The organism is Pseudanabaena cinerea FACHB-1277 (genome assembly GCF_014696345.1).
GTDB lineage: Bacteria > Cyanobacteriota > Cyanobacteriia > Pseudanabaenales > Pseudanabaenaceae > Pseudanabaena > Pseudanabaena cinerea.
In genome coordinates, this window is sequence record NZ_JACJPY010000016.1 from 19368 (window position 1) to 32656 (window position 13289).

Consider the following 13289-nt stretch of genomic DNA (forward strand, 5'->3'; position numbering starts at 1 on the left):
CTGCGGGAAAGCTCAGTTTGGTTAGCTTTTTGTGCCAATAAAAAACCTCACTATGTGAGGCTTCTGATCGGATTTGCTATTGGATTACTCCACGGCGTTTCGGTTTTTCGACTTGAATGCGAGGGCGATCGCCAATTTCCGTTGGTGGGGCTTGATGTTCATCACGATCCACATTGGGCGTAGGATCAAAAACTTCAAATCTGACATTCTGCCCTGCTTCTTGGGCGGTCGCCATCACCACTGTGCGGATTGCCTGAACCGTTCGTCCCCCCTTGCCAAACACAATCCCGCGATCCTCTGGGGCAAAGGCAACCCTTACCCAGATGCGATCGCTTTTGCTAGATTCAAAGTCCACCCTCAAAGCATCGGGATGTCTGAGAAGAGGCTTTAGCAAAAAATTGATTAAAGCGTTGTAATCAGGCACGACTTAGGCGGTCACTAATTCAAATACTTTCGCTTTTTCAAGAATGCGGCGCACGGTATCGGTAGGCTGAGCGCCTTTTTTGATGCGATCGACGATCGCAGGTACATCAAGGGTAGTTTCTTTGGTGCGAGGATTGTAGAAACCAAGCTCAGCAAGTGGGCGACCATCACGGCGGCTAGTACTGTTTACAGCAACGATGCGATAGCTGGCTTCAAATTTCTTACCAAATCGCTTTAATCTCAACTTCATCATGGGTTTATAGCTTTCTTTTGCGTTACTTTTTAGGGGGAGAAGATCTATTCAATCTATTCAGTGAATAAATAATTTTAGCAGGCTTATAATTATAGCATTTAAAATAGCACTTTAAGTCTATGCGAAACTCGATTATTCCTAGTTTTTTACTATCTATAGTTGCCTTCGGCTCAACTTTAGTGGCTCCGCTCAATGGACTTGTCGCTAATTCTACCTTGGGCGATCGCCTCCAACCTTTAGTTACAGCAACGTCGGCAGCTTTCTCGACTACCACGTTTCCACCTACACAACTAGCCAGATCCGTTGCACCCAAGTCTGTCAACATCAATACCACCCACATCTTTCAGGGCGAAATTAACCGCCGTGGGGCAGCCGTTGGCTCTCATCACCGTGCCAATGGTGGTGATTTGTCAAGAACTGCTGGCAACGATCGCTGATATCGAAAAAGGCGATCGCGCTGCCATAGAAGGCGATCGCGCTGCCATAGAATCTGAAATGCAGGGGGTAGGCAATGGCTATGGTTTGGCGATTAGTGACGATAAAGTTACGATCTGGAGTGAATTTACTAATCCACAGGTGTCCCTAGAATTACCCTTAGCAGTTTTTAAGCGATCGCTGCAAACTTACTTGATTTTTTTAGAGCAAAGTTTTTTGGGTGGGTGATTGAATATTTGTATCAAAGGCAAGACTATGATTAAGTTTGCGGATAATATTAGTAAAAGTTATTGCTAACAGATTAAATTCAGCTTAATGCTGATTATTCTCAAGAGCTTTTTAAAGCGATGGGTCACAAAGCGCTGGCTGAAAGCCCATCAAGACTTTGACAGCAATTACCCAATCAAACAGATCGCAATAATGCTTTTAAAAGTCTTCTGTACTAACTAAAGCCGCGATAAATCGAGGACTTATGCAAAGTGGGCAAAAGTGTTGGTAATTCATGAATTGCCCCTACGCTAGAATCAGGTTTTCTCGTTCTTTTGTGTAAGCCCTAAGGCTGTAACTAGATCACCTCTAACCAATGGTAGAAATAGAAAACAAGTTTATACACAAGACTATCAAGAGCGATATGATGCGAATTAATGCCCCTAGGGTATCAAAATCAAAGTCAGCGCGAACTGGCTGAAAGCCTTTATCCTAGTGCAAATTCCAGACAGCGCTTGTTCACTTAGTTGCAATCTTTTAAGAGGTTTATTTCATTTATGGCTGCTATTTACAAAGTAAGACTGATTAATGAAGCTGAAGGGCTTGATCAAACTATTGAAGTTCCTGCGGATGAATATATTCTTGACATTGCTGAAGAGCGAGGGATTGATCTTCCTTACTCCTGCCGTGCTGGTGCTTGCTCATCTTGTGCAGGCAAAGTATTGTCTGGTGAAATCGATCAAGGTGACCAGTCATTCCTTGATGCTGACCAGATGGAAAACGGCTATGCCCTTCTCTGTGTGACTTATCCACAATCTGATTGTACAATTACTACCCATCAAGAAGCTGATCTCCTCTAGTCTGAACCCATTTATTAAAATTTTGGTGGCTCAGATCTGCCCCCTAACGCAAAACCCATAAAAGCCTTTGAGCTTAGGTGCAAAGCAGCCCTAATGCTCAAGGTTTTTATGGTCAAAACAATATTGGCATACGAATTTCTTAAATTCTATCTAGCATAACACTATTTAAGAATGTGCGATCGTCATACTATTTACCAACAACATCACCCCACTAGCCCAGCGTTATTTTTCTCTTGTTTCGTGTTCAGATATCACTTATGATTGGGGCTGAAATCTTGAACAGGTTAATTCTAAAAAATATGGCTACTTACAAAGTAACGCTCATTAATGAAGCTGAAGGCATCAACAAAACAATTGATGTAGCTGACAATGAGTTCATTCTTGACATTGCTGAAGAGCAAGGGCTTGATCTTCCTTACTCCTGCCGTGCTGGTGCTTGCTCCTCTTGTGCAGGTAAAATTGCCACAGGTACAGTTAATCAAGGCGATCAGTCATTCCTCGATGATGACCAAATTGAAGCTGGCTATGTGCTGACTTGTGTTGCTAAGCCAACCTCTGATGTCACCATTGAAACTCATAAGGAAGAAGAATTGTACTAAGGAATTTCATAATTTCTCCACAATTTCCCTACAATCTCTCTGTGATTTCCTTGTCATAATTAATAGAGGAGTGTTGCCATGCAATGCTCCTCTATTGATGTTTAGAAGAGGCATTATTTTTGATTTTTCCTATAAAACTTCAACAGGCTGGGAAACAAAATTGCTTGACGATGGCATTAATCTGATGAGTTTTATATTTTCGACAGAACTTACAGTGATGTTTTGATGCTACATTTCTCAAGACAACTTGTTATGAGGCATTACCAATTTTGTCGGGCAACGAAGAGGATATCGTCACAGACACGCAAAAAGAACAATCTCCTAAGCGATCGCTCCTAAATATCGCTACGATCGTGGCGGTGGCCACCTTGGTGAGCAAAATATTTGGACTACTGCGCCAAGTGGCGATCGCGGCTGCCTTTGGCAATGGCACGGCCTATGGCGCTTACAACTTTGCCTATGTGATCCCAGGCTTTTTATTGATATTGCTAGGGGGCATTAATGGTCCTTTTCACAGTGCGATCGTCAGTGTTTTGGCAAAACGCGATCGCCGCGAAGTTGCCGCGATCATCGATAGCATCACCACCATCGTCACAGGCATTTTGCTATTGGTGAGTATCGCCCTGATTATTTTTGCTGAACCTTTGATGCACCTCGTAGCCCCTGGGCTATTTGTGCCAGAGGCGCAGTTAATTTCTAAAGGAATCGATAGCGCTACCATCGCCAACCTAAAAATCACCAAAGATATCGCCATTCAACAGTTTCAGATCATGGCTCCGATGGCGGTTTTAGCGGGGCTAGTGGGGATCGGCTTTGGAGCGCTGAATGCGGCGGATGCTTATTGGCTGCCATCAGTAAGCCCCATTTTTTCGAGCTTGACCGTCCTAATTGGCATTGGCGGACTCTTTTGGACATTGGGTAATGGCATTTTATCGCCCGAAAATGCCGTGCTGGGCGGTGCGGTCTTGGCATGGGCAACCCTTGCGGGGGCAGTTTTGCAATGGTTGGTGCAGTTGCCTGTACAGATCAAGGCTGGCATGGGCGGATTTAAACTCAGGTTTGATTGGCAACGCCCTGAAGTTAAGGAAGTATTGCGGTTAATGATTCCCGCCACCTTTTCTTCGGGAATGTTGCAGATTAATGTTTGGACAGATTTATTTTTTGCCTCATTTATTCCCAATGCCGCCGCCGCCGTCTCGGCGATGGGCTATGCAGGGCTATTAGTGCAAACGCCTTTGGGAATTTTATCGAACGTGATCCTTGTGCCATTATTTCCCATGCTGTCTAAATTAACGGCTCCCGAAAACTGGGATGAACTCAAGTACAGAATTAGGCAAGGCTTGATGCTGACAGCATTAACGATGTTGCCCCTAAGTGGGTTGATGGTGGCTTTAGCATTACCCATTTCGCAGGTGGTCTATGAGCGCTATGCCTTTGATGCGGAGGCTTCGCAGCTAACGGCGATGGTGTTAATGGCTTATTCGGTGGGGATGTTTGTCTATTTGGGGCGTGATGTGTTGGTGCGGGTGTTTTATGCCCTTGGGGATGGGGATACGCCTTTTAAAATTAGCGTGGTCAATATTTTTCTGAATGGTTTATTTGACTATTTATTGGTGGGTAAGTTTGGGGCGGCGGGGATCGTGTTGGCAACGGTGGCGGTGAATGTAATTTCGATGATCGCGATGATCCTAATTCTCGATCGCCGCCTCAATAAAATGCCCCTTAAGAGTTGGAGCGTCACGATCGCGGGTTTAACGATTGCTAGTGCGATCGCTGGGGGCGCAAGTTGGGGCATTTACCAGTTGCTCAGTCCCAGCTTTGATAGCTTGGCAAATATCTGGCGATTTGGGGCAAAACTTGGTGGTTTAGCGATTGCTGTGGCGATCGGTTTAGCCATATTCGGCGCGATCGCCCTACAGATGCGAATCCCCGAATTAAATATTGTCACCGCGCAAATCAAACGGCGATTGAAGCGATAAAAGTCAGACAAGAAAAGTCAGACAAGAAAAGTCAGACAAGATGTCTGACCTACAAATTTAAAATCCCTGTAGCGCGGGCATCCTGACCGCTTTTGGGAGAAACTTGTCATTCAAGCAACTAAATGCCTATGGCATCGGAGATATAGCAAACGCCGCCAAATTTTTTGGTGATCGGTTGCAGCTTTTCGACTAATTTCTCGGTTTTATCAGCCAAGAAAAACGCGATCACATAGTCATTTTCCAGCATACTCATATCCAAATCGCCCGAATTTGTCCCCCTAACGCCCTTGCCAATCACATTACGAATCACGGTGTAATTCAACACGCCGACACTTTCTAAAACCTTAATCAGCTTGTGGGACTCCACCGAGTCAGACACAATTTCAATCCGTTTAACTGCTTGCATAGTTTTAAACCTAATAAAAATCTAAATCCGAAATTCCAACCTGTACTAAATCCCAAATATTAAGCCCAAAATATTAAGCCCAAAACAAATTAATCACGTACAAATACAGAGGAATGCCCACAATAATATTGAAGGGGAAAGTCACCGCCAGCGCGGTCGAAACATAGAGGCTAGGATTTGCCTCTGGCACTGTCAGACGCATTGCTGCAGGTACTGCAATATAGGAGGCGCTGGCACATAGCACCGCAAATAGCAAAGCGTCACCCTGCGACATGGAAATTAACTTGGCGATCGCAATGCCCACACCCGAATTTAAGATCGGCATCAAGATGGCAAAGGCGATCAAAAATACCCCCGTTTTTTGCAAATCCTTAATCCGTTTAGCAGCAACCAAACCCATATCCATCAAGAAAAAGGTCAGCACACCATAAAACATATCTTGGGTAAAAGGGGAAAGAACGTGCCAACCGCGTTCGCCTGTCAGGCAGCCAATAATTAAACTACCCACCAATAAAAATACGGAGCTATTTAAAAAGGCTTCGCGCAAAACTTCCGACCATGCAAATTCGCTGGTTTCACCTTTTTTTGCCTTTTCCTCGGCGGTAAACACACTCACAAGGATCAAGCCCACAATGATCGCAGGAGACTCCATCAGGGCAAGGGCTGCCACCATATAACCATCAAAGGCGATGTCTAGCTGTCCCAAAAATGAACTGGCGGTGATAAAGGTGACAGCACTAATAGAGCCATAGGTGGCGGCAATCGCTGCTGCATTGTAAGAGTCCAGCTTGATCTTGAGGATGAAAAATGAATAGACGGGGACAATACAAGCCATCAGGATTGCTGCCCCCATCGTCAAGATCACCTCTTGACTGATGCCGCTCTTGACCAGTTCCACCCCACCTTTAAAGCCGATCGCTAATAATAAGTACAGTGAAAATAACTTAGGGATCGGTGGCGGAATTTCTAAATCTGATTTAATCAATACCGCCAGCATCCCCAAAAAGAAGAACAAAATCGGCGGGTTGAGTATGTTAGAAACAATTAAGTCTAAATTCATCGGGATTACCAGATTTAACTTATAAATATGACATCATCACACAAACGCCGCCGAGGCACAGCAATTGTTGAAACAGAGGCAGGGATCATTTTGGCGGAAACATCAAAAGGCTTTCTGATACTGCCTGGCGGTGGCGCTGAAATAGGTGAGTCCAGATTTGCGGCGGCTATTCGGGAGTTGCGGGAAGAAACTGGACTAAAAGCAACTAGGGCGATCGCTTTATTTGATTACGAATCATCGCGCAATTATCACAAAGTTGTCTGGATTGTGGCTGAAGGAAATCCTAAACCAATGGACGATGCGATCGCACTGCACTATTGCCAAAAAGAACAAGTTAATGACTTTAGCGATTTATTGTCTTACGCGACTTCCCATATCCTCAATCAATTTTGGGATTATCGAGCAAAAAATGCAGACCTATTCAAGATGTTGCAAAAATATTGATAAGTTAAATGTAGGGTGCGTTAGTACAACGTAACGCATCAGTTAGCTAAAGATGATGGGTTACGCTATCGCTAACCCATCCTATATTTAATTACTTTTCAGAAAAATGCAAGATAACATCGAAGCAAATCTTGTTAGCTTTGACCATGCCTATGATCATGGCACGATGGTTTTTGTAGTTATCTTGTACTGCACATTAGCAGCTATTCCTGCTAGAGGTTTAACCAATTGCAGTTATGTCAAAACAGGGTTTCAAGGCTGTCAGCCAGATATCTCCTATTACATCGGCGAAATCGCATCGCTCATCCCTCGCAGCAGTTCCATAGTCAGCCTTGACGAATACCCAGTCCCAAATTTGATCATTGAGATATCTAGCTCAACGCTGCAAGATGATTTGGGCAAGAAGCGCTTGCTGTATGAGCAGTTGGGGACTCAAGAATATTGGATTGTTGATGTGCAGGAGGTCAAGATTATTGCTCTAGAAATGTTAGAGAATGGTGGTAGTCGGCAGATTACCGAATCAAAATTATTAGGTGGCTTAGCGATCGCCGATCTTGAGGCAGCACTAAAACTCAGCCGTGAAAAGTCTCAAACTGAGGTTGGCGCATGGATTTTACAAAAATATGGCGATCGGGCGTAATAATTTCGCTCTATGGCTATATTTTTGTTACCGATTCAAAAGCAAGCGTTATACTAATCTTAGTCATTAGTTTAATTACTTAAGATTGGTTTCTAAGCACAGCAGTATTTTCTAAATTAGTTGCCTAGCCACTTTCTCAGTTTACCTATCCAGATCTCTACAAATATTCATAGTTGGAAAAATGAGTGAACCAACTCCCTACGACAAACTAGGAGTCAATGATGATGCCTCCTTTGAAGAAGTACGCGATGCCCGTGATCGCTTGCTACGTGAATATGAAGGAGACGAATCTCAACAGGAAGCGATCGAAGTTGCGTATGACGCAATCTTGATGGATCGGCTCCGCGCTCGCAAAGAGGGCAAAATTGCCGTACCCGATCGCATTCGTTATCCTGAGCGACTGGCAGCCCCCGCACCCACAGCCCCTCAAAGCAACAATCAGCGCCGTACACCCTCTTGGCTCACTAAGGTTCTTGATGATCCTAACCAAAAAGACATTTATACATCCCTTGGCATCTATGCAGGATTGGGGGCAATTAGTTTCTTGGTATCTGGCGCGGCGACCACTTGGCTATCCATTGGGTTAGTGGTAAGTGTGTATTGGCTAACCCGTAAGGAAAATCGATTTGGCAGAGCTTTGCTATTTTCCCTGTCGGGGATCACGATTGGCGTGATATTGGCAACTTTGACCAACCAAGTTTTAGTGCTGTCGCGGTTAGTTGGGACTGTTGCGTTTCCAAGCCCGATCCAAATGCTAATTATCTTGTTGGTGATGTGGCTACACGCCTGCTTCTTAAGGTAAATCAATAGGTGAAGGTTGACCCTAGGGTCAACCTTTATAACAAGCTAATTTAATGAGTTCTTTTAATAGCGATCTTAATAGAAACCTTGATAGTGATCCTGCTAGCAAATTCAAGATTGCGATCGCCCAGCTTAATCCCACCATCGGCGATATTGCAGGTAATAGCGATCGCATTTTGGCGGCAGTAAATCATTTCGCGGCGCAGGATGTGCAACTGGTGCTGACCCCTGAGCTATCCCTTTGCGGCTATCCGCCCCGTGACCTGTTGATGAGCAGTCAATTTGTACGAGATATGCAGCAGGCGATCGCCGAGTTGGCGAATAAATTGCCGCCGCAGATTGCGGTACTGGTGGGGACGGTTTGCAGTAACAATCAAGCAACCCAGTCGGGCGGCAAAAACCTATTTAATAGTGCGGTGTTGTTATTGGGCGGTAAGGTACAGCAAACCTTTTATAAACGCCTACTGCCCACCTATGATGTCTTTGATGAGGATCGCTATTTTGAAGCGGGGCATGGGAGCCAAGTTTTTAATCTGCATTTAGCTGATGGTAGCTACTTGCGGATTGGCGTAACTATTTGTGAGGATATTTGGAATGATGAGGATTTTTGGGGAAGGCGGAGCTATGCCCATGATCCAGTGACGGAGTTAGTTGAAAATCACAATTTAGATTTACTGCTCAATTTATCAGCATCTCCCTATGCTGTTGGCAAGCAAAGTTTGCGGGAGGCAATGCTCAAGCATCGGGCGATCGCCCATAATTTACCCTTGATCTATGTCAATCAAGTTGGCGCAAATGATGACTTGATCTTTGATGGGCGCAGTATGGCTTTTAATCGGCATGGGGAGATCGTGGCGCAGGCTAAAGGCTTTGAGGAAGATCTCTTGAGCGTTGATTCGACCCAGCTATTCGAGGACTTAGGAAACCTAGCCTTACCTGAGGCGTATGACAGTGATGAGGCAGAAATTTTTGCGGCGCTGGTGTTGGGTGTGCGTGACTATGTAAGGAAGTGCCGCTTTAAGCAGGTGGTAATTGGGTTGAGTGGCGGCATTGATTCGGCCTTGGTAGCGGCGATCGCCACCGAAGCGATCGGGAAGGAAAATGTTTTAGGGATATTGATGCCTTCACCCTACAGTTCCGAGCATTCCATTACCGATGCGATCGCCCTAGCGCAAAATTTAGGAATTAATACCCACACCATCGCGATCGCGCCAATGATGGTGACTTTTGATCAGAGCCTAGCCGATCTTTTTGGCGATCGCCCCAATGATGTCACCGAAGAAAATTTGCAATCACGGATTCGCGGCAGTCTACTGATGGCAATTTCTAACAAATTGGGGCATCTCCTCATTTCCACAGGCAACAAGTCCGAACTAGCCGTGGGCTACTGCACCCTCTATGGTGATATGAATGGGGGCTTAGCGGCGATCGCCGATGTGCCGAAAACGCGAGTATTTCACCTTTGCCAATGGCTAAATCAAACTAGTCATAATTTGGCAATCAAGCAAAATCATCACGAAGTGATCCCCCCTAACATCATCACCAAGCCCCCCAGTGCCGAACTAAAGCCAGATCAGATCGATCAAGATTCCCTACCGCCCTACGATATCCTTGATGATATTTTGCATAAATTCACGCAACTGCATTTATCGGCGGCAGAAATTATGGCAACGGGTCATGAGGCAGCGATCGTGCATCGGGTATTACGACTGGTCAAAATTGCCGAATTCAAACGTCGCCAAGCCGCCCCAGGTTTAAAAATTACCGATCGCGCCTTTGGTTCAGGTTGGCGAATGCCCATCGCTAGTAATTATTATTAGATACAGCGCTTTACGCTCAAATCCCAATCAAGAAAGCTCTGGGAAATATCACTTTTTGACACTTCCCAGAATTTTCTGGTGGTTTGTTTGCTCGGCAATGGCTGCGCGTTAGTTAAACCAAACCACAAAGTTAAAGAGATTGCCACCGAAGGCGCGAACCATTTCGTCCCACACTCTCATGTCTGTCACCTTGCCCTTTTCAAGGTAAGGAGTGGCGGCTGTGCCTTGCGCCCAGCCCATGAGGTCAAAGCCCCTTGGCTCTGTAAAGATTCTGGCAAAATTAATACTCAACTGGGGATCGCGCCAAAAGGGGAGATTTTTCTTGCCTGCTAAAATTGCATCGATCTCATTTAGAGACTTTTGCCAAGAGCTAACCATCTCGCCCGTTACCCGCACATTGGGAATGACAGACAACTGCTTCGGATTGGGAATCCATTCGCGATCGCTGTCAGTTTCTGCCAAAATTGATTGCCAAGACTGGCGACTAAGGCTGATCACTGACTTCATATGATTGAGGATCGTGGTCATCCGTTGCGGCTCCACTAACGGGAACTTGGCAAGGTGGACTGCGGCAACTAGGTCGAGAATTTCATCAAAATTGGGACTATAGTCATCGGGCTTAGATGGCTTGGTAAATAGCCATGCTTTGTGGGGCGTATCCACTTTTTGGAAAAAGAGATGGGCGCAGGAGGCAAATAGCTCTTGGCTATCATAGGCCCGTAAAAATTCGGCGATCGCCCCTAACACATGGGTATAGCCCTCTAGCCACAGGGTATCACCGCGATCGAAGGCGATCAAAAATTGCTGGGCATCTTTTTCGGTGACATTGGCTCCTGTAACCGCATTGAAAACCCGCCAGAGGGTATCAGTATTTTCTAGTTTGCCATTGCCATCAAGATCGAGGCGGACTAGCCCTAGCCGTAATGCCAGTTTAAGATTTTGATCTTTAATGGGGGCGATCGTGGTGCGAACAGTGGCAAGATCATCAATCCATGTCTGAAAAACCTGTTGCAAGCCTGAATAGGTCAAGACTTCAGGTTTGGGATTTTTGGGAATGGGCAGACGCACAAAGGGGATCGCGCTAGTCAATGGGCTTTGAATTGTGCCATAGCGATAGAGGGACTGTGAAAGCCTTTCGATGCCCCGCATAAATTGAATTACACCCAACCCAAAGCGGGTTTTGTCATCTTGGGCGTTATTTTTGAGGTAATCGCTAAAGACTTTTTCGCCCTCTGCCAATTTGCCCGTGGTGAGGTAGAGGTCGGGTAAGGGCGCGATCGCGGCATTGGTAGGCTGAGCGATGATCGCAATTGTCACGATCAGGGCGGTGATCGCCATTGCCAACAGCGATCGCCACAGCCAAGACAGATGCTTGAGCGGGTTCTGGTTAAACATAGAGAGTCACCATCAATTAATTTTTTTGACCACCAAGACAAGTTTAGATCAGTGGGTGCTTGCAATCACTCTTCAGTCATTTGGCTGCTCAATTTAGGTGATCGCATAGCTACCCAATATTTTTAGATTCTCGGTTACGGTTTTTAGTTCCTCCAAAGCCTCACAACAGTTAGCATCTGGAAGCGCCGCCTCGATATCAATAAAAAAGATATATTCCCCTAGCGATCGCTTGGTGGGGCGTGACTCAATTCGACTTAAATTAATATGGCGATCGGCAAATACTAGCAATGGTTTAACTAGCGCCCCTGGCATATTGCGCTTGAGGCTAAATGCTAAAGAAGAATGTGTGCCTTGACGATGGCTGGTATTGCGCCCCAGCACCAAAAAGCGGGTGAAGTTATCGGGCTGATCGTTAATGGGAAATTGCAAAATCGGCAGATTATATAATTCAGCAGCCCGTTGGGAAGCGATCGCCGCCGATGTCCCATCCTCGGCAACTCGCTGTAATCCGTCAGTGGTGGAGTCAGTGGCAATTTGCTGCACTGTTGGCAAATGGCAATCTAGCCATAGTTGGCACTGTGCCAAGCCTTGCGGGTGAGAATAGACAGTTTTAATATCTGTGAGTATGGCGGCGCGGGTAATCAGAGCATGGGCGATCGGTAAGACGATCGCCTGTTGGATTTGCAAGGCTTCCGATTGCCAAAGACTATCAAGGGTCATCGTCACGCCGCCTTGGATCGAGTTTTCCACAGGTACGATCGCAATTTCCACATTGCCATTTTCGGCGGCATTAATCGCTTGGGGGATCGTGGGATAAGGACACATTATTGATGGATCATGCTCCAAGTCGGGATGACTAAGCTGCAAATAGCGCAAAGCCGCCATTTCTGAATATGTACCTGCGGGGCCAAGATAAGCGATCTTTGTCATGATGAATGGGGCAATAAGCTAACCTGAGACAAAATTTTTAACTGCCTAGTTAAAGCCTGTAACAAGATTGTTTCAGGTGATTGATTTAGGCGTACTGCTTGAGCTGTTAACTCTTCATCCAAATTATCTGGAAGGGTAATTTTCAAAGTTTGAGCCATAGCTTTTGACAGGTTAAATTGTAATCATTTTAGGTCACAAATCTAAAATCAATAATCTTATGGTTCGACACCCAAGGCAGCCAAGCGATCGCGCAATTTTTGCAACTCTTGCTCAGCCAGTCTTGCCCTTTCCTCTGCTAATTCAGCACGCTGAATTTCTTCTTGCCAAGCTGCGGCTAACTCACTAGGAATTAACAATTTTTCGCCATTATCTTGGCGATAGAAATTGATGAGAGAACCTGCGACTTCGAGGCGTAACTCTAAAACTTGACTCAATCCATCAGCGATCGCCTCATAGACCAATAAATCTTCCGCCTTGGCTGGTAGATTTGCTTGACGACGATAGCCGCGTAATTTTTCAGGAATCCATTCGCCTTTAGGATCAAACAACCAATATTCCAAAACCCCAATGCTTTCGTAAAGCTCCTGCTTTTTGGTTTGGTCGTGCGCCTGTGTACTTTCTGAAGTCATCTCAAAAATAACACTGGGTATTTTGTCTGTTTCCCAAATTTTGTAGTTGTCATAAGGCTTTTGGGCAATATCAAAAATCACCATCACATCAGGCGCAACCCGTAATCTCGGAAAGCCCTGTGCATAATATAAAAATTGATCAGCAAGGACAACAGGCGATCGCGCAGCAAACTTTTCGGCTAAATAATTGCGTAAAACAGCGACCGTTGCCATAATCGCATCGGCATGAACTGAAGTCTCTGCCAAGGGTTCACCATCCTCAGAAGGGTAAAATATTTCTGTATCGATGCTTTGAGTTTCTTGAATTGGTTGAATTGACTCAAGAACAGGGGCAGTAATAGGTGTCATAGCTTATGCAATGCGATCGCACTGGTATTTTTAGAATCAGAAAAGGCGGCGCAATGCGCC

17 protein-coding genes are annotated in these 13289 nt (G+C 45.5%); 9 read left to right on the plus strand and 8 right to left on the minus strand.

The window, feature by feature from the left end:
- Positions 1–76 precede the first annotated feature (76 nt).
- Both H6F44_RS07435 and rpsP read right to left on the minus strand, forming a co-directional pair.
- Positions 77–424 (minus strand): KH domain-containing protein, encoded by a 348-nt coding sequence (locus H6F44_RS07435; RefSeq protein ID WP_190350324.1) that lies wholly within the window; start codon positions 422–424, stop codon positions 77–79.
- Positions 425–427: 3 nt separating this feature from the next.
- Positions 428–676: a 30S ribosomal protein S16 gene (rpsP, locus tag H6F44_RS07440; RefSeq protein ID WP_190350325.1), complete on the minus strand. Its 249-nt coding sequence runs from the start codon at positions 674–676 to the stop codon at positions 428–430.
- Positions 677–795: 119 nt separating this feature from the next.
- On the opposite strand from rpsP, the gene H6F44_RS07445 reads away from it, so the two are divergent.
- From H6F44_RS07445 to murJ, 5 genes are all read left to right on the plus strand, one after another.
- Positions 796–1113, plus strand: a complete 318-nt coding sequence (locus tag H6F44_RS07445) for a hypothetical protein (protein WP_190350326.1) — start codon at positions 796–798, stop codon at positions 1111–1113.
- Complete coding sequence (locus tag H6F44_RS07450) at positions 1073–1339, plus strand: hypothetical protein (RefSeq protein ID WP_190350327.1); 267 nt, start codon at positions 1073–1075, stop codon at positions 1337–1339. The genes H6F44_RS07445 and H6F44_RS07450 overlap by 41 nt, the downstream gene beginning before the upstream one ends.
- A 536-nt stretch (positions 1340–1875) precedes the next feature.
- Positions 1876–2178 carry a 2Fe-2S iron-sulfur cluster-binding protein gene (locus H6F44_RS07455; protein ID WP_190350328.1) on the plus strand — a complete coding sequence of 101 codons (303 nt, stop codon included), beginning with the start codon at positions 1876–1878 and terminating at the stop codon, positions 2176–2178.
- A 299-nt stretch (positions 2179–2477) separates the two neighbouring features.
- Positions 2478–2777: a ferredoxin gene (locus H6F44_RS07460; RefSeq protein WP_190350329.1), complete on the plus strand. Its 300-nt coding sequence runs from the start codon at positions 2478–2480 to the stop codon at positions 2775–2777.
- Positions 2778–3046: 269 nt separating this feature from the next.
- Positions 3047–4756 carry a murein biosynthesis integral membrane protein MurJ gene (gene murJ / locus H6F44_RS07465; protein WP_190350330.1) on the plus strand — a complete coding sequence of 570 codons (1710 nt, stop codon included), beginning with the start codon at positions 3047–3049 and terminating at the stop codon, positions 4754–4756.
- 118 nt (positions 4757–4874) lie between these two features.
- Here murJ and H6F44_RS07470 read toward each other — a convergent pair whose 3' ends face one another.
- The gene (locus tag H6F44_RS07470) at positions 4875–5162 is read right to left on the minus strand and encodes a P-II family nitrogen regulator (protein WP_190350331.1); all 288 of its coding nucleotides are present in this window, start codon (positions 5160–5162) and stop codon (positions 4875–4877) included.
- 73 nt (positions 5163–5235) lie between these two features.
- Positions 5236–6222: a sodium-dependent bicarbonate transport family permease gene (locus H6F44_RS07475; RefSeq protein WP_190350332.1), complete on the minus strand. Its 987-nt coding sequence runs from the start codon at positions 6220–6222 to the stop codon at positions 5236–5238.
- 27 nt (positions 6223–6249) lie between these two features.
- Here H6F44_RS07475 and H6F44_RS07480 point away from each other — a divergent pair, with 27 nt between their 5' ends.
- The 4 genes from H6F44_RS07480 to H6F44_RS07495 all read left to right on the plus strand — a co-directional run bounded on the left by H6F44_RS07480 (position 6250) and on the right by H6F44_RS07495 (position 9927).
- Positions 6250–6666: an NUDIX domain-containing protein gene (locus H6F44_RS07480; RefSeq protein WP_190350333.1), complete on the plus strand. Its 417-nt coding sequence runs from the start codon at positions 6250–6252 to the stop codon at positions 6664–6666.
- 106 nt (positions 6667–6772) lie between these two features.
- Positions 6773–7306 (plus strand): Uma2 family endonuclease, encoded by a 534-nt coding sequence (locus H6F44_RS07485; RefSeq protein WP_190350334.1) that lies wholly within the window; start codon positions 6773–6775, stop codon positions 7304–7306.
- 181 nt (positions 7307–7487) lie between these two features.
- A complete protein-coding gene (locus tag H6F44_RS07490) occupies positions 7488–8108 on the plus strand; it encodes a CPP1-like family protein (RefSeq protein ID WP_190350335.1) in 621 nt (206 codons plus the stop codon).
- A gap of 52 nt (positions 8109–8160) precedes the next feature.
- Complete coding sequence (locus H6F44_RS07495; RefSeq protein WP_190350336.1) at positions 8161–9927, plus strand: NAD+ synthase; 1767 nt, start codon at positions 8161–8163, stop codon at positions 9925–9927.
- Between the two features lie 108 nt (positions 9928–10035).
- Here the strand turns inward: H6F44_RS07495 and H6F44_RS07500 are convergent, their stop codons facing one another.
- The 4 genes from H6F44_RS07500 to H6F44_RS07515 form a co-directional block, all read right to left on the minus strand.
- Entirely contained in the window at positions 10036–11322 is a 1287-nt protein-coding gene (locus tag H6F44_RS07500; protein WP_190350337.1) for a hypothetical protein, read from the minus strand.
- A gap of 93 nt (positions 11323–11415) precedes the next feature.
- Positions 11416–12252, minus strand: a complete 837-nt coding sequence (pheA, locus tag H6F44_RS07505; protein WP_190350338.1) for a prephenate dehydratase — start codon at positions 12250–12252, stop codon at positions 11416–11418.
- Positions 12249–12410, minus strand: a complete 162-nt coding sequence (locus tag H6F44_RS07510; protein ID WP_190350339.1) for a hypothetical protein — start codon at positions 12408–12410, stop codon at positions 12249–12251. Before H6F44_RS07510 ends, pheA begins: the two co-directional genes overlap by 4 nt.
- Before the next feature lie 57 nt (positions 12411–12467).
- Entirely contained in the window at positions 12468–13229 is a 762-nt protein-coding gene (locus H6F44_RS07515) for a Uma2 family endonuclease (protein ID WP_190350340.1), read from the minus strand.
- Positions 13230–13289: the final 60 nt, after the last annotated feature.